Below are 22,605 nucleotides of genomic sequence, written 5' to 3' on the forward strand. Positions count from 1 at the left end.
TGATCACCGCACAAACGAGGGTCCGGCATGCTGATGTTTATCCTGCGACGCCTGCTCAGTGCGATCCCGACACTGATCCTGGTTTCGCTCTTCGTCTTCACCCTGCAGAAACTGTTGCCGGGTGACCCGGTGCTGGCCATGGCCGGTGAAGAGCGCGATCCGGCGGTGATGCAATACCTGCGCGACAAGTATCGGCTCAACGACCCGATCCCCGTGCAGTACCTGAACTGGGTCGGCAATGTGCTGACCGGCGACTTCGGCACTTCGCTGCGCACCGAGCAACCGGTGACCACGCTGTTGGCGTCCAAGTTGCCGGTGACCCTGGAGCTGGCAGTGCTGGCCTTGTTGATCGCACTGCTGATCGGCATCCCCACTGGAATTATCTCGGCCGTACGCAAAGGCACCGTCGTGGATTACGGGGCCAATGTCATCGCGCTGTCGGGGATCTCGATTCCGCACTTCTGGCTGGGGATCCTGCTGATCATGGTCTTCGCCGTGAAACTGCAATGGCTGCCGGCCTCGGGTTTCGTGCCCGTGGGCGAGGACTTCGGGCAAAACCTGAAGACCTTGATCCTGCCGGCCTTCGTGCTCGGCGCAGGGTTGTCGGGGATTCTCATGCGCCATACCCGCAGCGCCATGCTTGAAGTGTTGCGCACCGACTACGTGCGCACCGCCCGGGCCAAGGGCCTGCGCCCGCGCACGGTGATCCTCAAGCATGCCCTGCGCAATGCATTGATGCCTATTGTGACCCTGACCACCCTGCTGTTTGGTGAACTGCTCGGCGGCGCAGTGCTGACCGAGCAAGTCTTCAGCATCCCTGGCTTCGGCAAGATGATTGTCGACGCCGTGTTCAATCGTGATTACGCCGTGGTGCAAGGCGTGGTGCTGTGCATCGCAATTGGCTTCCTGCTGCTGAACCTGCTCGCCGACGTGCTGTACCGGATGATTAATCCGCGTCTGAGGACTGCTTCATGACCGCTATTTCCAGCCTCCCTCATAGCGTGATCGCACCCCGCAGTCGCTCGCCGTTCGTGAAGAAATTCCTCGCCAACAAAGGCGCGGTACTCGGCGCGGCGGTGTTGCTGCTGTTTATCCTGGCGGCCTTGCTGGCGCCCTGGATTGCGCCCCATGACCCGCTGAAAGCCAACTTTCTCGCGGTCCGCAAGGCACCATCGCTGATCTACTGGATGGGCACTGACGAACTGGGTCGCGATCTGTTTTCCCGCCTGCTCTGGGGCGCTCGCAGTTCGTTGCTGGCCGGTGGTGTTTCGGTGGTCATCGCCATGGCCATCGGCGTGCCTTTGGGCCTGTTGGGCGGTTATTTCGGCGGCAAACTCGAAGCGATGATTTCCCGTGTCATGGACGCGCTGTTGTCCTGCCCGTTTCTGGTATTGGCGATTGCGCTGGGCGCCTTCCTTGGCCCGAGCCTGACCAACGCAATGATCGCCATCGGCCTGTCAGCCATGCCGATCTTTGCCCGACTGACCCGTGGTCAGGTGCTGGCCATCAAACACGAAGATTACCTGGAAGGTGCTCGTGCCATTGGCTTGCCGGATCGCTGGATCATCCTGCGCTACGTGCTGCCCAACGTGATGTCGCCATTGGTTGTGCAAGCCACCTTGACCATCGCCTCGGCGATTCTGGCTGAAGCCAGTCTGTCGTTCCTCGGTCTGGGCCAGCAACCGCCCTCGCCTTCCTGGGGATCGATGCTCAACACCGCGAAAAACTTCATGGAGCAGGCACCCTGGATGTCGATTGCGCCTGGCGTGGCGATCTACATTACGGTCCTGTGTTTCAACCTGGTGGGGGATGGTTTGCGTGATGCGCTGGACCCCAAGGGCTAACTTTTTCTGCCAAAGAGAAACGCTAATGTTTGATGATCTGGATTACAGCCAACCCTACGCTTCGGCACGCTCGCCAGTGATGGGCAGTAGCATGGTCGCCTGCTCCCAGCCATTGGCCGCCCAGGCCGGGCTGGACATGTTGCGCAAGGGCGGCAACGCCGTCGACGCGGCCATCGCAGCCGCCATGGTCCTGACCGTGGTCGAGCCCACCGGTTGCGGGATCGGCAGCGACGCTTTCGCTATCGTCTGGGACGGCAGCAAGTTGCAGGGACTGAATGCTTCCGGTCGCGCACCGCAAGCCTGGACCCCTGAGTTTTTCGCCGGGCAGAGCAAAATGCCCCAGCGCGGCTGGCCAGCGGTGACTGTGCCGGGGGCGGTTTCGGCCTGGGTCGAGCTGTCCGAGCGTTACGGAAAACTGCCTTTCGCCAGCCTGGCTGAACCGGCCATCGGCTATGCTCGGGATGGCTACCAAGTCACCCCGATCATAGCCCAGCTGTGGAAGCTCGGCGCTGAACGGCTCAAGGATCAGCCGGGTTTTGCCGAGTGCTTCCTGCCCGACGGCCAAGCACCACAGGCCGGGGACAAAATCCGGCTCAAGGATCACGCCCGCACCCTGGAGCTGATCGCCCAAACCAAAGGCGAAGCGTTCTATCGCGGCGAACTGGCCCAAGCCATCATCGCCCATGCCAACGCCAATGGCAGCGTCATGAGCCTCGACGATCTGGCGACCCACACTGTGGACTGGATCGACACCCTGTCGGTGCCCTACGCCGGCGCCGTCGTTCATGAATTGCCACCTAATGGCCAGGGCATCGCTACCCTGTCCGGCCTGACTATGCTCGAAGCATTGGGCGTCGGCGAGCATCCAGTGGACAGCCTGGAAACCGTGCACCCAGTGTTGGAAGCCATGAAGCTGGCCCTTGCCGACCTGAACGAACACGTGGCGGATAACGACCACATGCGCGTGCCTTCCGAGCATCTGCTGGACAAAACCTACCTGATGGAGCGCGCCGGTCTCGTCACCGACAAGGCCGCCAATCCGGGGCATGGTTCGCCTAAACCGGGCGGCACTGTATACCTGTCGGCGGCCGATGAAAGCGGCATGATGATCTCGTTCATCCAGTCCAATTACATGGGCTTCGGCTCAGGTGTCGTGGTGCCTGGCACCGGCATCAGCCTGCAAAACCGTGGCGCGGGCTTCTCCCTGGATCCGCAGCACGTCAACTACGTTGCACCGCGCAAACGTCCGTTCCACACCATCATCCCCGGCTTTGTGATGAACGCCGACGGCACGCCGTTGATGTCCTTCGGCCTGATGGGCGGCCCGATGCAGGCACAGGGTCACTTGCAGATGATGATGCGCATCCTGCGCTACAAACAGAACCCGCAAGCCGCCGCAGACGCACCGCGCTGGAGGCTCGAATCTGGCCTGAAAGTCGCAGTGGAACGTGCATTCGACCCACAGGTGGTCGAAGCCTTGCGTGCCAAAGGCCACGACATAGTTATCGAAGAACCTAACGGCGTATTCGCCTTTGGCGGCGCGCAGATTATCCAGCGCACCACTCATGGCTATGTGGGTGGCACTGATCCCCGGAAGGATGGTCTGGTGGCCGCGTACTGAAAGTACGAAGATCCTAGGCGCAACTGAGTTGCGCGTAGGATTATTCTCTGAAAACCGCTAATTCTCATCCCACCGCAAGCTATTGCCAACATGCTTTGCCGCCCAGGACTCAGAACTGTGGCGAGCTTGCATTGGGCCTGTATTTCACAGGCACAAAAAAAAGCCACTCATCTGAGTGGCTTTTTTCTGAATCTTGGAGCGGGAAACGAGACTCGAACTCGCGACCCCGACCTTGGCAAGGTCGTGCTCTACCAACTGAGCTATTCCCGCGTCTTGGTGTGGCGCATTCTATAGATTCAGATTACGCCGTCAACCCTTTGATTCAAAAAACTTTTATTTCGGGTCTACGTCAGTGCGCAGATGCGGCCAGGCGGCGCGCAGGTACTGAACCATCGACCACAATGTCAGGCCTGCGGAGATCAGCAGCAGTGCATAGCCCAACAGCACCCAGAAATTGAAGTTGGCCGGGTTGCCCAGCAGGATCACCAGCGCCAGCATCTGCGCGGCGGTTTTCCATTTGCCCAGGTTCGATACCGCTACCTGGGCACGGGCGCCCAGTTCGGCCATCCATTCGCGCAGTGCCGATACGACGATCTCGCGGCCGATGATCACCGCTGCCGGCAGGGTCAGCCAGAGGTTGCCGTGCTCCTGCACCAGCAGTACCAAGGCGACCGCGACCATCAGCTTGTCGGCCACAGGGTCCAGAAAGGCGCCGAAAGGCGTGCTCTGCTCCAGGCGTCGGGCCAGGTAGCCGTCCAGCCAGTCGGTGGCGGCGGCGAAGGCAAAGACCGAGGCGGAGGCCACATAGCTCCAGTGGTACGGCAAATAGAACAGCAAAATGAAGATCGGGATGAGCAGGACGCGGAGTACGGTAATCAGATTTGGGATATTCATCGGCACAACTGGCTGCGAGGTTGACGGGCATTCTACTCGCTATGCAGGCTTGCATAAATCGACTCAGCGAGCTTTTTACTGATACCGGGAGCTTTGGCTATCTCTTCGATGCTGGCACGAGACAGCTCCTGCAATCCACCAAAATGTTTCAATAGATCGCGACGTCGCGTCGGGCCGACCCCTGCCACACCTTCCAGCGTCGATGTACGGCGGGTCTTGCCCCGGCGGGCGCGGTGTCCGGTAATGGCGAAACGGTGTGCTTCGTCACGGATCTGCTGGATCAGGTGCAGCGCCGGCGAATCCCCTTTCAGGGTGAACTCATGGGCCGCATCGTTCAGGTACAAGGTCTCGAAACCGGCCTTGCGGGTTGCGCCCTTGGCCACGCCCAGCAGGATCAGGTCGGGGACCATCAGCTCGTTCAATACGTCGCGGGCCATGGACAGCTGGCCTTTGCCGCCGTCCACCAGCAGGATGTCCGGCAGCTTGCCCTCCCCGTCCTTGAGCTTGCCGAACCGGCGCATCAGCGCCTGATGCATCGCCGCATAATCATCGCCCGGGGTAACGCCTTCGATGTTGTAGCGTCGGTAATCGGACTTGATCGGGCCCTCCGGACCAAACACCACACAAGATGCCACGGTCGCTTCGCCACTGGAGTGGCTGATGTCGTAGCACTCCAGCCGCTGCGGCGGCTCGTCCAGGTTAAGGACATCGGCCAAGGCATCGAACCGTGCCGCCACATGCTGGCGGTTGGCCAAGCGTGCGCCAAGGGCCTGTTCGGCGTTGGTCACGGCCAGTTGCTGCCAGCGCGCCCGGGTGCCACGCACGCGATGGCTGATGGTCAGTTCACGACCACGAAGCTTGTCAATGGCCTCGACCAGGGCTGGGAAGTCTTCGTGGACCACATTGACGATCAACTCGGCAGGCAGGTCGCGCTCCGGGCTGCTGATGTAGTACTGGCCCAAAAACGCCGCCATGACTTCGGCCACGTCTTCCTCGATACCCACCTGGGGAAAGAAGTTCTTGCTGCCCAGCACCCGACCGCCGCGCACGCTGATCAGGTGAACGCAGGCGCCACCCGGGTTGATGAACGCGGCGATCACGTCAACGTCGCCGCTGCCACCTTCCATGCTCTGCTGATCCTGCACGCGGCGCAGCAGCCCGATCTGGTCACGCAGCTCGGCAGCCCGCTCAAACTCAAGATTGACCGCCGCGTCCTCCATCGCCGCCGACAGTTCGTCGGTCAACGCATTGCTGCGACCTTCAAGAAACATCACCGAGTGGCGCACGTCTTCGGCGTAGACCTGGGGTTCGACGAACCCGACGCAAGGCGCCTTGCAGCGTTTGATCTGATATTGCAGGCATGGTCGGGTACGGTTCTTGTAATAGCTGTCTTCGCATTGGCGAACGAAGAAGGTCTTCTGCAGCAGACTCAGGCTTTCACGGATCGCCCCGGCGCTGGGGTAAGGGCCGAAATACCGGCCCTTGGCCTTCTTGGCCCCGCGGTGAATGCTCAGGCGCGGAAATGCCCCGTCGGACAGGAACACGTACGGGTAGGACTTATCGTCACGCAGCAGAATATTGTACGGCGGCCGCCATTCCTTGATCAGCGTCTGCTCGAGCAGCAAGGCCTCGGTTTCATTGGCGGTGATGGTGGTTTCGACTTGCGCGATGCGCCCCACCAGGGCGGCGGTCTTTGGCGCGAGGCCGGTTTTACGAAAGTAGCTGGCCAGACGCTTCTTGAGGTTCTTGGCCTTACCGACGTAAAGCAGACGCGCATCGCTGTCGAACATGCGATAGACGCCTGGGCGACCGCTGCATGTGGACAGGAAAGCACTTGGATCAAACAGTTCAGTCATTATCAGGCGCTGGCATCGACCATGCCGTGGCGCACCGCCAGCAGCGTCAACTCGACATCGCTGCTGATCGACAGCTTCTCGAAGATTCGGTAACGGTAGGTGTTGACGGTTTTAGGCGACAAGCACAGCTTATCGGAGATGATCTGCACCTTTTGGCAACCGACAATCATCAGGGCAATCTGGATTTCCCGCTCCGACAGCGCATCGAAGGGCGATTCATTGGTCGGCTGGAACGACTTGATTGCCAGCTGCTGGGCAATTTGCGGGCTGATGTAACGCTGACCGGCAAATACCAGGCGAATGGCCTGGACCATCTCGTTCAAGCCGGCGCCCTTGGTGAGATAACCCGCAGCGCCCGCCTGCAGCAAGCGGGTCGGGAACGGATCTTCTTCACACACGGTCACCGCGACCACCTTGATGTCCGGGTGGCTGCGCAGCAGTTTACGCGTGGCTTCAAGACCGCCGATGCCTGGCATCTTGACGTCCATCAGTACCACGTCGGGTTTCAGTTCACGCGCCTTGATAAGGGACTCTTCCCCGGATTCAGCCTGACCAACCACCTGCAGACCGTCGATATCAGCCAGCATTCGTGTAATGCCCGTACGGACGAGATCATGGTCGTCGACCACTAACACCCTAATCAAGCAGACACCTCACGATTTGGTCTTATTTGGGTTGCCCAACACCTTAGCAAAAACCATCCGGCAGACCTAGCGCAAAGGGACATATAAAAGTTACAACGCGTCTTTCACAGGCACGCAATCCGAGGCCTCAAGCCCTGGCGGCCCGTTCCATCCTCAGGAAACATTCATCCTCGCCGACCACCTGCAGCCCCATGCGCTCGTAGAGCACCCTGGCCGGATTGTTCTTGAAAACCGTCAGGCGTAACGCCGGGCGACGCTCCTGCATCATCATGTCCCAAACCTGACCGATCGCCCAGGTGCCGGCGCCCTGCCCCCGAAACGCCTCGGCAATCTGTAGCTCCCGGATATACAACGCCCGGGCATCACGACTCAGACTCACAAAACCCAACGCTTGCCCCTCGCGGCAGATGATCCAGTTCTGACGAATGATCCAGGCCAGATCGAATGCTTCGTCCTGCCATAACAAATCATGGTGCAAGTAATAGGGAAGCATGTTGATGCACGTCAGTTGCCGGGCAAAGGCGATGTCCTCGGCCGTTGCCGCACGCCACTGGAAACTCATGTGTACCTCTTCAAAGAATGGTCACCCATACGACTGGGCCCGATAACCGTCGGGCACCACAACTCGCTCAGGCCGAAAGCCAGATCGAGAGAAGGTGCAAACCCAAAGTTTGTCATAAAGCCCGCCGGACTCAAGCCAGGATGAACAATCACATGCCCACGATAGAATTTTCTGATTGAACCGGCCCGCCCTGCTCTAGTAAGCTCAGGGCCATTCATCGGAGACAGACCATGTTCAACGCCCTCGCATCGCTTCAAACCGCCAGCGCCCCGCGCTCGGTTGCGGCTGCCTGGGAGAACAGTGTTCAGACTCCGGTCAGCTTTTATTTTGGGTATTGGTTTAGCCACTGGCGCGCCTGATACCCAACCGGCGCCCAATTTAAACGGGTCGCCTTCCAGAGTTTTCTAACCCCCGGTCGGCCTCCCGACCGGGGGTTTTGTTTTTTCAGCCCCACACATTTTTGCGACACCAGACAAACTTGAGGATTGAGCCATGAACTACGCCACTTATTACCGTTACGACAGTTTTTCCGCCTGGCGATTTACCAGCCACCGCTCGGGACAGCCTGCCGCCTCCGATCGGTCACCTACCGGTGGCAAGCCTCAGTTGCGGGCCAATACGGCCAATTGTCGAACACCCCAATAGGGCCGGCGCGCGGGAATGAACCCGCTGCCCGCCCAGGAAACCAGATCATGAATTCGTCCGTCTCTGCTTTGCCGCTGTCCACGCTCAACCCCGCCAATGAAGCCCTGACCCTGCGTCTGCCCAGCTCATTGCAACTCAAGCAACAGTTGCCCCTCAGTTCGGCGCTGAGCCAACAGGTCAATGTCCATCGCCAGGCAATCCGCGCGATTCTCGACGGTGAGGACTCCCGCCTGCTGGTCGTTGTCGGCCCCTGCTCCATCCACGACCCGAAATCGGCCCTCGAATACGCTGCCAACCTGGCGCGCGTGGCCCATGAAGTCAGCGACAGCATGCTGCTGGTGATGCGCGCCTACGTGGAAAAACCCCGCACGACGGTAGGCTGGAAAGGCCTCGCTTACGACCCTGGCCTGGATGGCAGCGATGACATGGCCGGCGGCCTGACGCTGTCCCGGGAACTGATGCGCGAAATGCTCCAGTTGGGCCTGCCTGTGGCCACCGAACTGCTGCAACCCATGGCCGCCAACTACTTCGATGACCTGCTCAGTTGGGTCGCCATCGGCGCGCGTACCACCGAATCGCAGATCCACCGGGAAATGGCCAGCGGCCTGGGCATGCCGGTCGGTTTCAAGAACGGCACGGACGGCGGTGTTGGCATCGCCTGCGATGCCATGCGCTCGGCAGCCCATCCTCATCGGCATTTCGGCGTCGACAGCCAGGGGCATCCGGCGATCATCCAGACCCAGGGCAACCCCGACACTCATCTGGTGCTGCGCGGCGGCCATCGCGGGCCGAACTATGACCGCCAGAGCGTCACACAGATACACAATGACCTGACCCGCCTGAAAATACCGACCCGGATCATGGTGGATTGCAGCCACGCCAACAGTGGCAAAGACCCGTTGCGCCAGCCTCAGGTGTTCAACGACGTCCTGGAACAGCGCCTGCAAGGAAACCACTCCCTCATCGGCATGATGCTGGAAAGCCACCTGTTCGAAGGTTGCCAGTCGTTGGGCCCGTCGCTGCGTTACGGCGTATCGGTGACCGATGGCTGCCTGGGTTGGGCGACCACCGAGCAACTGCTGCGTCAGGCCCATCGTCAACTGGTGTCGGCCTGAATCCTGAAAGCGCCCTCCCCAGCGAGGGCGCTCAGCTTTTTGTCTCGGAGCGAACCTGGACGGTGACCCACTCCGAATGCTGGCTCACATCGTCCAGGCGCTCGACCTGATAAAACAAGTGCACCGATCTGCCGCACTGGTCCTGCCAGAACGCCGCAGGCACTACAAAGGTCAGCGCTTGACCTGCCGTCGCCGCGGTGATTTCGCGCTCGGCGACATGCGCGTAACTGCCGTTGCACTGCAGCCAGACCAGCTCGCCAGCCTCAAGCCCGGCATCGTCGATGACGACACTCACCCCTTCCTGTAACCCGTCGACATCCAGCCCGCCCGCGTTCAATCCCGCAATCCGCGGCGCTTTCAGAGCAGGACGTCGCAAAGGCCCCAAGTGCAACGACAGGGGCTCGGCGCGACGCACCGAATGTCCGCGCCGGACGACATAGGTCAGGCTCAGGCTTTGACCCTCATGAGGGGCAATCAGCGCATGATCGACCCAGAACGCTACCTCGCGGCCGACGGCATGAGCCTCGATATCCAGCACATCGCGCCAAACGGCCCTGGAATCGTTGCTGGCAATCAGGATCAACCGGTCGCCGACGGCCATTCTGGAATAGGGTTTGATGGTCACGCACGTTCCTTCGGGCACCCGCGCCGGGTCCAGGCTGCCGCCCACGGCATCGTTGGCAACGGCGGCCGGCAGTTGCAAGGAAACATCGCCGATATCCAGTTGCAAAGGCTGGGAAACCAGCGTGGCCGGCAGCCGTTTGCTCGTCACTTGGTAGCTGATCTCCAGCGAGCCGCCGTCCAGCTCGGCGATATGCGGCTCGCGCACAACAAAAACGACATCTCGCCCCACATGTCGCTCAGTGATGAACCTTCGCACTTCATGCCGATAGGGTTCGGCGTCTGAATTGAGTCCGTGCCAGAACAGCAGCACCTCATCTCCGCACGTCATCATTGGATATGGCTTGACGGTGATGACGACCTTGCGCCAAGCGGGGTTGATCACCCCTGCCGTGGCCGCTGCCAGAAACGGGGCCGGCAATTTCGTCAGGGGTGCGAGCCGGGCTCGCGGGGCAGATGGGTAAGTGGTCATACATAGGCTCCAGTCCTTGGATAAAGGCACCGCGTTCATATCGCGGCACCCGATGAAGCCATTAAACCTCGGCCGTCCCAAACCCACAGTCAGACAAGACGACCACGGGAGTGGCCTGGTGCCGGTGAAGTTGTAGCCGCAAGCGCCAAGGGCAATCGGAAGTATCCCGATACGCTCAGATCCGTCCGGCTCCAGTCCGACCCTTCCCACTTCTTCTATTCCGTTTTCAGCAGAGCACTGCGGTTTCTTCCTACACCGTCCAGCACAAGCCTGCATTAGAGTGACGTCGCGAATTCAACAGGAACCTCTTCGAAAAAGGTACGAACATGCAACGGAATGCAACCACTCAATTTCCCATCCTGCTGGTCCATGGGTTGTTCGGGTTTGACAGGGTCGGCGGCTTCGAACTCTTCCACGGGATCAAACAGGCATTACGCGCCGCCGGTGCCCGGGTGTTCATCCCCTATTTGTCAGCGACACATTCCAATGAAGCCCGTGGTGAACAACTGCTGGCACAGATCGATCGGATCCTGAGCGGCACCGGCGCCACCAGGGTCAACCTGATCGGTCACAGCCAGGGCGCGCTGGCCGCCCGATACGCCGGCGCTGTTGCCCCCGACAGGGTGGCCTCGGTGACCTCGGTCAGCGGCCCCAATCATGGCTCCGAACTGATTGATTTCCTCTACAAAGCCCTGACCCCGGGGCGTCTGCCAGAGCATGTGGCGGATAAAGTCGCCACGCTTTTTGCTGACTTCATCTCGCTGCTGGGCGGCCAGGCGCAACTGCCACACGCAGCCATCGCAGCACTGACGGCGCTGACCACCGAAGGCGTAGGCGCGTTCAATGACAAATACCCCCAAGGCCTGCCCAAACACTGGGGCGGCAACGGAGCACAAAGGGTCAACGGGGTGCGCTACTACTCATGGAGCGGCACGTTGCCGGACTCCGAGAACGGAGCGTGCAATGCGATGGACCCACTGCAGGGTTTCTGCCGGGCCTTTTCCGAGTATTTCATCACCGAAGCCGGGCAGAACGACGGCCTGGTGGGACGCTTCAGCTCGCACCTGGGCAAGGTTATTCGCTCTGACTATCCACTGGACCACATGGACGCCATCAACCAGACAGCCGGTTGCAGCCGCAAGGGTACAGACCCGGTGGAGCTTTACGTGCGCCACGCCGAACGCCTGCGCAAAGCCGGCCTTTGATCGACAGACTCAAGGTTTTGACGCATTTTTGACAACAACCGGTCAGTGATTCCGGTAGGCTCAACACCTTTAAAGCTATTGAAAGGAATTTTACCCATGGCCAAAGCCACTGCCCGCCACATCCTGGTTTCCAGCGAAGAGAAGTGCAACGAACTCAAGGCTCAGATCGAAGCCGGCGCCGATTTCGCTGAAGTTGCCAAAGCCAACTCCTCGTGCCCGTCCAGCCGTCAGGGCGGCGATCTGGGTTCGTTCGGTCCAGGCCAGATGGTCAAGGAATTCGACACCGTGGTATTCAGCGCCCCGATCAATGTGGTGCAGGGTCCGGTCAAGACCCAGTTCGGCTATCACCTGCTGGAAGTGACCAGCCGCCAGGACTGATCCCGGCTTATCGACATAACGGCCCGCCCTTCGGTGGGCCGTTGTGTTTGTGTCAGGCCAAGGGGCTAGCGATCAAGGCGTAGCTCGCGTACAAATCGTGGTCATCTATCACCCGGCTTTAAGGCTGACAATGCGACTGGCGTTCCCTTCACTGCTGTTCACTGCCGTGGTCCTGCTGACAGGTGCCGCCGGTGTGGATGCCACACCGCAACATGCCCTGACGGTGTATGGCGAACCGGCCAAGTACCCCCAGGGCTTCAGCCACTTCGCCTATACCAATCCCCAGGCCCCCAAAGGCGGCACCATGCGCCGCTCGGCCATCGAGATCGGCCATTTCGACCACGTCCTGCCCTACATCGACAAAGGCATCGGCGTCAGCCAGATCGATGGAATGCTGTATTCGCCGCTGGCTCAGCGCTCGCTGGACGAGCCCTACACCGTCTATGGCCTGGTGGCGCAGAAGATGGAACGCGCCGACGATGGCCTGTCCTTGCGCTTCTACCTCAATCCCAAGGCCCGGTTTGCCGATGGCAAGCCCATCACCGCCGAGGACGTGCGCTACACCTTCGAGCTGTTGATGACCCAGGGCAGCCTGCGGTATCGCACCCAGTTCGCCGCCGTCAAAGGCGTCGAAGTGGAATCCGAGCGCACCGTTCGCTTCGACTTCAAGAACAACGAAAACCGTACCCTGCCTCTGGACATCGCCACACTGCCGGTCTTTCCCGAGCACTGGTGGAAAACCCGCGACTTTGCCAGTGGAGGTGGCTACGAAGCCCCGCTGGGCAGTGGCCCCTATCGGGTGGGCCGGATCGACTCGGGACGCAGCATCACCTTCGAGCGCAACCCCGACTGGTGGGGCAAGGACCTGCCGGTCAGTCGCGGGCTCTACAATTTCGACCATTTCAGCATCGAGTATTTCGGCGATACCGATGTGGCGCGGCAGGTCTTGCGTGGCGGCGCCTATGACTACAATCGCGAGTTTTCCGCCACCGGTTATTCCATCGGCTATGACAGCCCGGCCCTGCATGACGGTCGCCTGCAAAAGGCCCACCTGGCCACCGAGGCTCCCCAAACAGCCCAAGGCTTCGTGTTCAACCTGCAAAAACCGCAGTTCCAGGATCGGCGCGTCCGCCAGGCCCTGGCCATGCTCTGGGATTTCGAGTGGAGCAACCGCCAGATGATGCGCAACCTCTATGTGCGCCAGCAAAGTTTTTTCTCCAACACCGACCTGGCCGCCCGGCAACTGCCCGATGCCGACGAACTGGCGATTCTCGAGCCGTTGCGCGGCAAAGTCCCAGAGGAAGTCTTCAGCCAGGTCTTCCACGCACCGAAAACCGACGGCAGCGGCGTGATCCGTGACAAACAACTGCAAGCCCTGGCGCTGCTACAACAGGCCGGCTGGAAACCCGACGGCGACCGCCTGGTCAATGCCGAGGGGGAACCGCTGAGCTTCACGTTCCTGATCAGCCAGAACGGCCTCGACCGGCTGTTGCTGCCCTACAAGCGCACCCTGGCACAGATCGGCATCGACATGAGCATCCGGCGCATCGACGCCTCCCAATACGTCAATCGCCTGATGAGTCGCGACTACGACATGATCATCACCGGCTATCCCGTCAGCACTTCGCCGGGCATGGAGCTCTACAACTATTTCGGCTCGGCGGCGGCCAACGATCCGGGCGCCAACAATTACATGGCCTTGCAGAATCCGGCCGTCGATGCCCTGATCGACGGACTGGTCAAAGCCACCACCCAGCGCGACATGCTCCGCCATGCCCACGCCCTGGACCGGGTGCTGCAATGGAATTACTACTGGATCCCCAACTACTACCCGCCGGGCAGTTCGACCGTCTGGTGGAACCGCTTTGGCAGACCCAAAGTGCAGGCCAGCAATGACGAAGCCATCGAGAGCTGGTGGGAAATGAGCACCACACCGCTGACCAACGAGCAGATGGCCGCCGAACGCCTCAAACGCGGCTCCCCTGGAGGGCGGCATTGATGTGGGCCTATATCGCGCGGCGCTTGCTGCTGATCATTCCGACGCTGGTCATCATCCTGTTGGTGAACTTCGTCATCGTGCAGGCCGCTCCGGGCGGGCCGGTGGAACAGGCCATCGCCCAACTGCAAGGCATCGGCGGCGCCAGCGTCGGCAGTTCGGGCACTGCCATGACCGGCAGTTCGCGAGCCAGTCGCGGCCTCGATCCACAGCTGATCAAGGACATTGAAAAACAATACGGCTTCGACAAACCGGCCCATGAGCGTTTGTGGTTGATGCTCAGCAGCTACGCCCGACTGGACTTCGGCAAGAGTTTCTTTCGCGGCGCCACGGTGACCGACCTGATCCTGGAGAAGATGCCGGTGACCATTTCCCTCGGGCTCTGGGCCACGCTGATCACCTACCTGGTGTCGATTCCCCTGGGCATCCGCAAGGCGGTGCGCCATGGCTCGGCCTTCGATGTGTGGAGCAGCACGGCGATCATCATCGGCTACGCCATGCCGGCATTTCTGTTCGCCATGTTCCTGATCGTGATGTTTGCCGGCGGCACGTCGTTGAACTGGTTTCCGGTGCGCGGGCTGGTGTCTGACAACTTCGAGTCGCTGTCGACACTGGGCAAGATCACCGATTATTTCTGGCACCTGGTCCTGCCGGTCACTTCGCTGGTGATTGGCGGTTTCGCCACCTTGACGATCCTGACCAAGAACTCGTTCCTCAACGAAATCACCCGCCAGTACGTGGTCACCGCGCGAGCCAAGGGTATGAGCGAACGACGCGTGCTGTATGGCCATGTGTTCCGCAATGCGATGCTGCTGGTGGTGTCAGGGATTCCCCAGGCGTTCATCAGCGTGTTTTTCGCCGGCTCCTTGCTGATCGAGGTGATCTTCTCCCTCGATGGCCTGGGACGCATGAGCTATGAAGCCGCGGTGTCCCGGGACTATCCGGTGGTGTTCGGTTCGCTGTTCATCTTCACGCTGTTCGGCTTGCTGATCAAACTCATCGGCGACCTGTGCTACACCCTGGTGGACCCGCGTATCGACTTCGCCGCGAGGAACGCCTGATGTTCAAGTTGTCACCCTTGGGCCGCCGGCGTTTTGAGCGTTTCAAGAAGAATCGCCGGGGTTGGTGGTCGCTGTGGCTGTTCATCGGCCTGTTCATGCTGACCCTGGGCGGCGAATTGATCGCCAACGACAAGCCGTTGCTGGTGAGTTACCAGGGGTCGCTGTATTTCCCAGTGTTCAAGCGCTACACCGAACAGGAGTTTGGCGGGCAGTTGCCGTTCCAGGCCGATTACCGCAGCAGCTACGTGCAGGATCTGATCCACAAGGACGGCGGCTGGCTGTTGTTCCCGCCGATCCCGTTCAGCGACGACACGCCCAACTACGACCTGAACCAGCCGACCCCAAGCCCGCCCTCGTCGGTGAACTGGCTGGGCACTGATGATCAGGCCCGGGACGTGCTGGCCCGGGTGATCTTCGGGGCACGGGTGTCGATTCTGTTCGCCTTGGCCCTGACGGCCATCAGCGCGCTGATCGGCATCAGCGCCGGTGCTTTGCAGGGGTATTACGGCGGCTGGGTGGACCTGCTGGGGCAACGCCTGCTGGAGGTCTGGTCCGGGCTGCCGGTGCTCTATCTACTGATCATTCTGTCCGGCTTCGTCGAGCCGAATTTCTGGTGGCTGCTGGGAATCATGGCGCTGTTTTCCTGGCTGGCCCTGGTGGATGTGGTGCGCGCCGAGTTCCTGCGCGGGCGCAACCTTGAATACGTCAAGGCCGCCAGAGCCCTGGGCCTGTCCGACCGCAAGGTGATCGTGCGGCATATCCTGCCCAATGCGATGAACGCCACCCTGAGTTATCTGCCGTTCATCCTCACCGGGGCGATTTCCACCCTCACCGCCCTGGACTTCCTCGGCTTCGGCATGCCGGCGGGCAGCGCGTCGCTGGGCGAGTTGATCGGCCAGGGCAAACAGAACCTGCAAGCGCCGTGGCTGGGCCTGACGGCGTTCTTCACCCTGGCGCTGATTCTTTCTCTGCTGGTGTTCATTGGCGAGGCGTTGCGCGATGCATTCGACCCCCGATCCTGATCCACGGCCATGAAGCGGAACCCTGAGATGAGCGACAACCTGATCGAAATCCGCGACTTGAGCGTGGCCTTCAACGACCAAACCGTGGTGCGCAACCTGTGCCTGGATATCCGCCCCGGCGAATGCCTGGCCCTGGTGGGCGAGTCAGGCTCCGGCAAGTCGGTAACGGCCCATTCGATCCTGCAACTGCTGCCGCAAACCGGCAGCCGTACCACCGGCAGCATTCGCTATCGCGGCCAGGAACTGGTGGGCGCCGAGGCCAGGGTCCTGCGCGAACTGCGCGGGGACCGGATCGCGATGATCTTCCAGGAACCCATGACCTCGCTGAACCCGCTGCACAGCGTCGAAAAGCAGATTGGCGAAACCCTCATGCTGCACAAGGGCCTGGGCGGCAAGGCCGCGCGCCAGCGCATTCTGGAGTTGCTGGCCCTGGTGGGCATCCAGAAACCCACCGAACGCCTCAAGGCCTACCCGCATCAACTCTCCGGCGGCCAACGACAGCGGGTGATGATTGCCATGGCCCTGGCCTGCGAACCGGAACTGTTGATTGCCGACGAACCGACCACCGCGCTCGACGTGACGGTGCAGCGCAAGATTCTGCTGCTGCTTAAGTCCCTGCAGCAACGACTCGGCATGTCACTGCTGCTGATCAGCCACGACCTGAACCTGGTGCGCAGCATCGCGCAACGGGTGTGCGTGATGAAGGCCGGGGAAATCGTCGAACAGGCGCCGTGCGAAACGCTCTTCAGCGCGCCGAAACATCCCTACAGCTGCGAGTTGCTGCACGCCGAACCGGAAGGCGAAGCCCTGCCCCGTGACGAACGCGAAGACGTCTTGCAAGTGCAGGATCTGCGCGTCAGCTTTGCCCTGGGCGGCGGGCTGTTCCGGCGCAAGGAATACCTGCGCGCCGTGGACGGCATCAGCCTGACGATCCAGCGCGGCAAGACCCTGGGCATCGTCGGTGAATCCGGTTCCGGCAAATCCACTCTCGGCCAGGCGATCCTGCGACTGATCGAATCCGAAGGCAGCATCCGCTTCCAGGGACAAGCCCTCGATCATCTGTCGCAGAAAGACCTGCGACCGTGGCGCAAGCAGATGCAGGTGGTGTTCCAGGACCCGTTCGGCAGCCTCAGCCCTCGCATGTCGGTGCAGCAGATCATCAGTGAAGGCCTTGAGGTCCACAGCTCGTCCAGTTCCGAGCAGTGTGAAGCGCAGGTGATCCAGGCGCTGCAGGAAGTCGGCCTCGACCCGCAGAGCCGCCACCGCTACCCCCACGAATTCTCCGGTGGCCAGCGCCAACGCATCGCCATCGCCCGGGCATTGGTGCTCAAGCCGGCCCTGATTCTGCTGGACGAACCGACCTCAGCCCTGGACCGCACCGTGCAAAAGCAAGTGGTCGCCCTGCTCCGCCAGCTTCAGGAAAAGCATGGCCTGACTTACCTGTTCATCAGCCATGACCTGGCGGTGGTCCGCGCCCTGGCCCACGACATGATCGTGATCAAGGACGGTAAAGTGGTGGAGCACGGCGCCAGCCATGAAGTGTTCGACTCGCCCCAGCATCCCTACACCAAGGAGCTGTTGGCGGCGGCGCAGCCGCAGTAATCCCGGGTTCGCTCAGGCGCCACGTCGTTGATCCAGCGCTTGAGCGAATTCACCCATCACCTCCACCACCTGCTGCGCGCCTCGATGAATATCCAGAATGACAGTGCCGGCCTGGTTAGCCAGTTTCACGCCCTGCTCTGCCTTGAGCGTGCTCGATTGCATGCTGCTCACCGCTTGCCTGGCCAATTCACGGTTCTTGGCGACGACCTGAGTAATGGCCACAGTTGACTGGCTGGTACGACGCGCCAGATTGCGCACCTCATCGGCCACCACCGCGAAACCGCGTCCCTGCTCCCCGGCGCGAGCCGCTTCGATGGCGGCATTGAGGGCAAGCAGATTGGTCTGTTCGGCAATGCCCCGGATGGCATCGACGATGCTGCCGATTTCTTCGGACTGCGCGCTCAGGGCACCTATCCCGGCTGACACCTGCTGAAGCTCATCGGCGATGCTTTGCACCACCGTAACGGTTTGCTGAACCACACACGTGCCAAGCCGGGTTTGCTCATCGGTCTGCCGGGACGTCTCGAAAGCAAGTCCGGCGGCTTTTGATTCACTTTGGCGTTGCTCGACTTCGCGAGTGCTGTCAGTGGCGAACTTGACCACGCCATACAAGCGCCCCCGTGCATCGTAGAGAGGGTTGTAGGTAGCCTGCAGCCAGACAGTCGCGCCTCGATTGTCGACGCGCTCGAAAAGGCCGGTCCTGTATTCACCGCGATTGAGCCCGGCCCAGAAGCCACGATAAGCCTCACTCTGGACCTCGCTTGGTTTGCAGAAAATCCGGTGATGCTGGCCCCGAATTTCTTGCAGGCGGTACCCCATGACGTTCATGAAATTCTCGTTGGCATTCACGACCTGACCGCTCAGATCAAATTCGATAACCGCCATGGAACGGTCGATCGCTTGCATGAAACTGGTTTCGGCCTGGGCGCGCAACACCCGCTCGTTGATATCGCGAACAATCAGGATGATGCGCTGCACCTTTGCATGGTGATCCAGCACAGGGACGTAGCTTGCGTGCACCCACAGCCAGCTTCCATCACGCCGCAAATGCAGAAACTGGCTGTCGGCTGGAGAACCCTGCCCCAACTGCCGCCATAACGCCGAGCATTCGGCACTGCGTGAATAGGCAGGCTCACAAAACATCGAATGATGCTGACCGAGGGTTTCGCTGAGTGAATACCCCATCATTTTCAAAAAAACCGGGCTGACGTCGAGCACCTCGCCCGTCGGGGTGAACTCGATGATCGCCATGCATTGCTGCAAGGCCGTCCGTTCGGCTTCGAGAAAAGCCTGCCTGGCCTGGATTTCGTGCAAGGCGTCCTGATGCTTGCGAGTACGAATGAACATGGGTGGCGCTCCCGGAGGCGTGAATGCGTGGCTGTAGCCACACGAAGGCAGAGATGCCATCGCTAGGTAGCTGCATTAAGCCACCATCGCGGGAAAACTTGTACAACTTTATTATTATGTATAACTATCAGAAGTCATACGGATCTCTATGGCACAGCCCAAGACATTCAGCACCAGCCCATTTTCCAATGCTTGCTGTCGCGCAACTCGCGCCAGTCGAGCAACGTCACACGAGCGCTGTATACAGCCTCAAGCTCAATCTGAATGGGTGTCCCCTCCTCATCACAGAGCAGCTTGGTGACGAGAAAATGCTTTTCCCGATCAGTCGGCGCACAGGCCGTCCATTTGGAGAGCTGCAGCTTGCGAGGGTTGAATTTATTCATGAGCGCTCTCAGAAAAATGTACATATTAGTGAAAACTGTACAAGTTTATCAGACTGCCCACCACTGAGCAGATCCACTAAGGCTTAGGGTTTGCCATTGATACGCCACGGCAAAGAATGCGGGCGGAGTAGTGCTCGGCCGGCCCCTCCCGGCATAATGCCGCTCTTTGGCAACCCCTTTGATCGGAGGATGCCGGCAAATCCCACCTTCTGGAAATGCCCGATGAACCCCACCGAAAGCCTCAAGGATTACAAGCGCGTGCGCACGCTGGCGATCCGTTCGTTGTTCGAGATCATCGAACAGTCCAGCGAAGGCACGGTGATTGTCGACCGTGACGCGAACATCGTCTGGATGAACGAACGCTACGCCCGGCGCTTCGGCCTGAACTCAGCGCAAGAAGCCATCGGCCGGGCGTGCGAGAGCGTGATCCCCAGCAGCCTGCTGCGCGAAGTGGTACGTACTGGCCGACCGATTCTGTTGGACATGCAGGACACGCCCAAGGAGCCGCTGGTGGTGATGCGCCTGCCGATCCACGACAGCGCGGGCGCGGTGATCGGCGCCATCGGTTTTGCCCTGTTCGATGAATTGCGCAGTCTGTCGCCGATGCTCAAGCGCTACCTGAGCATGCAGGAGGAACTGGCCTCCACCCGCTCGCTGTTGCGGGCACGGCAGACTCGGTACAACTTCGCCCACTTCATCGGCACCAGCAGCGCCAGCCTGGAGGTCAAGCGTCGTGCCCGGCGCAGCGCCAGCGCCGATTCGCCGGTGCTGTTGCTCGGCGAAACCGGGACCGGCAAGGAACTGCTGGCCCAGGCAATCCACGGTGCTTCGCCGAGGGCGCACAAGGCGTTCGTCAGCATCAACAGCGCGGCGATCCCGGAGGCCCTGCTGGAAGCCGAGTTTTTCGGCACCGCCCCGGGCGCCTTCACCGGCGCCGACCGCAAAGGCCGCGCCGGCAAGCTGCAGATCGCCCAGGGCGGCACACTGTTCCTGGACGAAATTGGCGACATGCCACTGCCGCTGCAAAGCAAACTGCTGCGGGTCTTGCAGGAAAAAGAATACGAACCCGTGGGCTCCAACGAGGTGCTGCAAAGCGACGTGCGGATCATCGCTGCCACGTCCATGGATCTGGAAGCGGCGATCAAACGCGGAGAATTTCGCGCCGACCTGTATTACCGCCTCAATGTGTTGCCGATCCAGGTCCCGCCGCTGCGCGAACGCCTGGATGATTTGCCGGCCCTGAGCGAGGCGATCCTCGAAGAACTGCGCAGCCAGCACGAACTGGACCGCGACGCACTCGACCTGCTGGGGCAACACGCCTGGCCGGGCAACATCCGGGAGTTGCGCAATGTGCTGGAACGAACCGCGCTGCTCAGCGACGACCTGCTGCTCACTGCCGCCGATATTCGAGCGGCCATTGGGACTTTCACGCCGGTCACCCGGGCGTTGAATCCACATCAGGAACCGCTGCCGCAAGAAACCTTCAGCCAGGCCCGGGCACGATTCGACCGTCACTTGATCGAAACCACCCTCGCGCAATGCGGCGGCAAGGTAGTTGAAGCGGCTGAGCGGTTGGGGCTGGGGAGGTCGACCTTGTATAAGAAAATGGTGGCGCTGGGGATTGCAGAGTCTCAATAAAGAGACGCATATCTCTAGATATAGACAGCTCCTTTTGAGCGCTTCGCGCTCATCGTGAGCAGGCTCGCTCCCACAGTGGCCGTACTTTCCTGACGAACTCGGTCAACCTGTGGGAGCGAGCCTGCTCGCGATGAGGCCAGCACAGCCCCTGAAAATCTCCAAGCGGAGACAAAACCCTCCAACCACTCGCACAAAAATCAATAATTTCCTTATATTTCAATAAATTACATACCTGGCACAAAACTCGCTAAAGCCCTCCGCACCGCTTCACCACAAAAATAACAATCCAGGAGACACACCATGAGTGTGATCATTGCCTTGGCAGCCCTCACGCTGCTGATGGTGGCCGCCTACCGTGGCTACAGCGTTATCCTTTTTGCCCCCATCGCCGCCCTCGGCGCCGTCCTGCTCACTGACCCTTCCGCCGTCGCGCCTGCTTTCACCGGGGTGTTCATGGAGAAGATGGTCGGCTTCATCAAACTGTATTTCCCGGTGTTCCTGCTCGGCGCGGTGTTCGGCAAATTGATCGAGCTGTCGGGTTTCTCCCGCTCTATCGTCGCGGCGGCGATTCGCCTGCTGGGCACGCGCCAGGCCATGTTGGTGATCGTGCTGGTCTGCGCCTTGCTGACCTATGGCGGCGTGTCGCTGTTCGTCGTGGTGTTCGCGGTGTATCCGTTCGCCGCCGAGATGTTCCGCCAGAGCAATATTCCCAAGCGACTGATCCCGGCCACCATTGCCCTTGGCGCGTTCTCGTTCACCATGGACGCCCTGCCCGGCACGCCGCAGATCCAGAACATCATCCCCAGCACCTTCTTCAACACCACCGCCTGGGCTGCGCCCTGGCTGGGTGTGATCGGCACGATCTTCGTGTTCAGCTTCGGCATGCTGTTCCTGCAACGCCAGCGCAACAAGGCCCAGCGCCTAGGCGAAGGCTACGGCACCGAACTGCGCAACGAGCCGGAGACTGCCGAAGACATCAAACTGCCCAATCCCTGGCTCGCCATTTCGCCGCTGTTGGCGGTGGGGATCATGAACCTGCTGTTCACCCAGTGGATTCCCCAGTGGTATGGCAAGACCCACAGCCTGGCGCTGCCGGGCATGACCACACCAGTGACCAGCGACATCGCCAAGCTCACCGCGATCTGGGCCGTGCAGGCCGCGTTGCTGGTGGGCATTGTCCTGGTGCTGCTGTTCGCCTTCAGCACCATTCGCAGCAAGCTGGCCGAAGGCAGCAAGAGCGCGGTGGGCGGTGCGCTGCTGGCGGCAATGAACACCGCTTCGGAATACGGTTTTGGCGCAGTCATCGCGTCCTTGCCGGGTTTTCTGGTGCTGGCCGACTGGCTCAAAAACATCCCCAATCCACTGGTCAATGAAGCCGTGACCGTGACGCTGCTGGCGGGCATCACCGGTTCAGCCTCGGGCGGCATGAGCATCGCCCTGGCGGCGATGTCCGAAACGTTCATCAGCGCCGCCAACGCCGCCAACATTCCTCTGGAAGTGCTGCACCGGGTCGCGTCCATGGCCAGCGGCGGCATGGACACCCTGCCCCACAACGGCGCGGTGATCACCCTGCTGGCGGTGACCGGTCTGACCCACCGTGAAGCCTACAAAGACATTTTCTGCATTACGCTGATCAAGACCCTCGCGGTGTTCTTCGTGATCGCTGTGTTCTACGCCACTGGCATTGTGTGAGGCTCCC

Annotated in this window: 19 protein-coding genes and 1 tRNA gene; 12 read left to right on the forward strand and 8 right to left on the reverse strand. The window is 60.7% G+C overall.

The window, feature by feature from the left end; translation table 11 throughout:
* Positions 1-27 precede the first annotated feature (27 nt).
* The 3 genes from PSH91_RS16455 to PSH91_RS16465 are packed head-to-tail and all read left to right on the forward strand — an operon-like array spanning position 28 to position 3,465.
* Positions 28-975, forward strand: a complete 948-nt coding sequence (locus PSH91_RS16455; RefSeq protein ID WP_305466223.1) for an ABC transporter permease — start codon at positions 28-30, stop codon at positions 973-975.
* Positions 972-1,844 carry an ABC transporter permease gene (locus tag PSH91_RS16460; RefSeq protein ID WP_160894208.1) on the forward strand — a complete coding sequence of 291 codons (873 nt, stop codon included), beginning with the start codon at positions 972-974 and terminating at the stop codon, positions 1,842-1,844. Before PSH91_RS16455 ends, PSH91_RS16460 begins: the two co-directional genes overlap by 4 nt.
* A 25-nt stretch (positions 1,845-1,869) precedes the next feature.
* The gene (locus tag PSH91_RS16465; RefSeq protein WP_305466227.1) at positions 1,870-3,465 is read left to right on the forward strand and encodes a gamma-glutamyltransferase family protein; all 1,596 of its coding nucleotides are present in this window, start codon (positions 1,870-1,872) and stop codon (positions 3,463-3,465) included.
* 194 nt (positions 3,466-3,659) lie between these two features.
* On the opposite strand, the gene PSH91_RS16470 is transcribed toward PSH91_RS16465, so the two are convergent.
* From PSH91_RS16470 to PSH91_RS16490, 5 genes are all read right to left on the reverse strand, one after another.
* Positions 3,660-3,735 (reverse strand) — tRNA-Gly (locus PSH91_RS16470).
* 63 nt (positions 3,736-3,798) lie between these two features.
* Positions 3,799-4,359 (reverse strand): CDP-diacylglycerol--glycerol-3-phosphate 3-phosphatidyltransferase, encoded by a 561-nt coding sequence (gene pgsA, locus PSH91_RS16475; protein ID WP_047227859.1) that lies wholly within the window; start codon positions 4,357-4,359, stop codon positions 3,799-3,801.
* 32 nt (positions 4,360-4,391) lie between these two features.
* On the reverse strand, positions 4,392-6,215 hold the full coding sequence (uvrC, locus tag PSH91_RS16480) for an excinuclease ABC subunit UvrC (protein ID WP_047227858.1): 1,824 nt from the start codon (positions 6,213-6,215) through the stop codon (positions 4,392-4,394).
* Positions 6,216-6,217: 2 nt separating this feature from the next.
* On the reverse strand, positions 6,218-6,859 hold the full coding sequence (gene uvrY, locus PSH91_RS16485; protein ID WP_024781217.1) for a UvrY/SirA/GacA family response regulator transcription factor: 642 nt from the start codon (positions 6,857-6,859) through the stop codon (positions 6,218-6,220).
* 127 nt (positions 6,860-6,986) lie between these two features.
* Positions 6,987-7,421, reverse strand: coding sequence for an N-acetyltransferase (locus PSH91_RS16490; protein WP_076384052.1), 435 nt, complete (start codon positions 7,419-7,421; stop codon positions 6,987-6,989).
* A gap of 692 nt (positions 7,422-8,113) precedes the next feature.
* On the opposite strand from PSH91_RS16490, the gene PSH91_RS16495 reads away from it, so the two are divergent.
* Complete coding sequence (locus PSH91_RS16495; protein WP_305466229.1) at positions 8,114-9,181, forward strand: 3-deoxy-7-phosphoheptulonate synthase; 1,068 nt, start codon at positions 8,114-8,116, stop codon at positions 9,179-9,181.
* A gap of 31 nt (positions 9,182-9,212) precedes the next feature.
* Here the strand turns inward: PSH91_RS16495 and PSH91_RS16500 are convergent, their stop codons facing one another.
* Positions 9,213-10,274: a hypothetical protein gene (locus PSH91_RS16500; protein WP_305466230.1), complete on the reverse strand. Its 1,062-nt coding sequence runs from the start codon at positions 10,272-10,274 to the stop codon at positions 9,213-9,215.
* A 326-nt stretch (positions 10,275-10,600) separates the two neighbouring features.
* On the opposite strand from PSH91_RS16500, the gene PSH91_RS16505 reads away from it, so the two are divergent.
* From PSH91_RS16505 to PSH91_RS16530, 6 genes are all read left to right on the forward strand, one after another.
* Complete coding sequence (locus tag PSH91_RS16505; protein WP_305466231.1) at positions 10,601-11,479, forward strand: triacylglycerol lipase; 879 nt, start codon at positions 10,601-10,603, stop codon at positions 11,477-11,479.
* A gap of 96 nt (positions 11,480-11,575) precedes the next feature.
* A complete protein-coding gene (locus tag PSH91_RS16510; RefSeq protein ID WP_007898306.1) occupies positions 11,576-11,857 on the forward strand; it encodes a peptidylprolyl isomerase in 282 nt (93 codons plus the stop codon).
* Positions 11,858-11,987: 130 nt separating this feature from the next.
* Entirely contained in the window at positions 11,988-13,856 is a 1,869-nt protein-coding gene (locus tag PSH91_RS16515; RefSeq protein ID WP_288915352.1) for an extracellular solute-binding protein, read from the forward strand.
* Positions 13,856-14,914, forward strand: a complete 1,059-nt coding sequence (locus PSH91_RS16520) for a microcin C ABC transporter permease YejB (RefSeq protein ID WP_047227851.1) — start codon at positions 13,856-13,858, stop codon at positions 14,912-14,914. The genes PSH91_RS16515 and PSH91_RS16520 overlap by 1 nt, the downstream gene beginning before the upstream one ends.
* The gene (locus tag PSH91_RS16525) at positions 14,914-15,936 is read left to right on the forward strand and encodes an ABC transporter permease (RefSeq protein ID WP_047227850.1); all 1,023 of its coding nucleotides are present in this window, start codon (positions 14,914-14,916) and stop codon (positions 15,934-15,936) included. Before PSH91_RS16520 ends, PSH91_RS16525 begins: the two co-directional genes overlap by 1 nt.
* 27 nt (positions 15,937-15,963) lie before the next feature.
* A complete protein-coding gene (locus tag PSH91_RS16530) occupies positions 15,964-17,538 on the forward strand; it encodes an ABC transporter ATP-binding protein (RefSeq protein WP_288915348.1) in 1,575 nt (524 codons plus the stop codon).
* Positions 17,539-17,550: 12 nt separating this feature from the next.
* On the opposite strand, the gene PSH91_RS16535 is transcribed toward PSH91_RS16530, so the two are convergent.
* Positions 17,551-18,885, reverse strand: a complete 1,335-nt coding sequence (locus PSH91_RS16535) for a methyl-accepting chemotaxis protein (protein WP_281460035.1) — start codon at positions 18,883-18,885, stop codon at positions 17,551-17,553.
* A 167-nt stretch (positions 18,886-19,052) separates the two neighbouring features.
* Positions 19,053-19,268, reverse strand: a complete 216-nt coding sequence (locus tag PSH91_RS16540; protein ID WP_160894197.1) for a TIGR02450 family Trp-rich protein — start codon at positions 19,266-19,268, stop codon at positions 19,053-19,055.
* Between the two features lie 222 nt (positions 19,269-19,490).
* Between PSH91_RS16540 and PSH91_RS16545 the strand changes: the two genes are divergently transcribed.
* Both PSH91_RS16545 and PSH91_RS16550 read left to right on the forward strand, forming a co-directional pair.
* Positions 19,491-20,906, forward strand: a complete 1,416-nt coding sequence (locus PSH91_RS16545; protein ID WP_139049660.1) for a sigma-54-dependent Fis family transcriptional regulator — start codon at positions 19,491-19,493, stop codon at positions 20,904-20,906.
* Between the two features lie 300 nt (positions 20,907-21,206).
* Entirely contained in the window at positions 21,207-22,598 is a 1,392-nt protein-coding gene (locus PSH91_RS16550) for a GntP family permease (RefSeq protein WP_047227845.1), read from the forward strand.
* Positions 22,599-22,605: the final 7 nt, after the last annotated feature.

This window comes from Pseudomonas sp. FP1154, assembly GCF_030687245.1.
GTDB lineage: Bacteria > Pseudomonadota > Gammaproteobacteria > Pseudomonadales > Pseudomonadaceae > Aquipseudomonas > Aquipseudomonas rhizophila.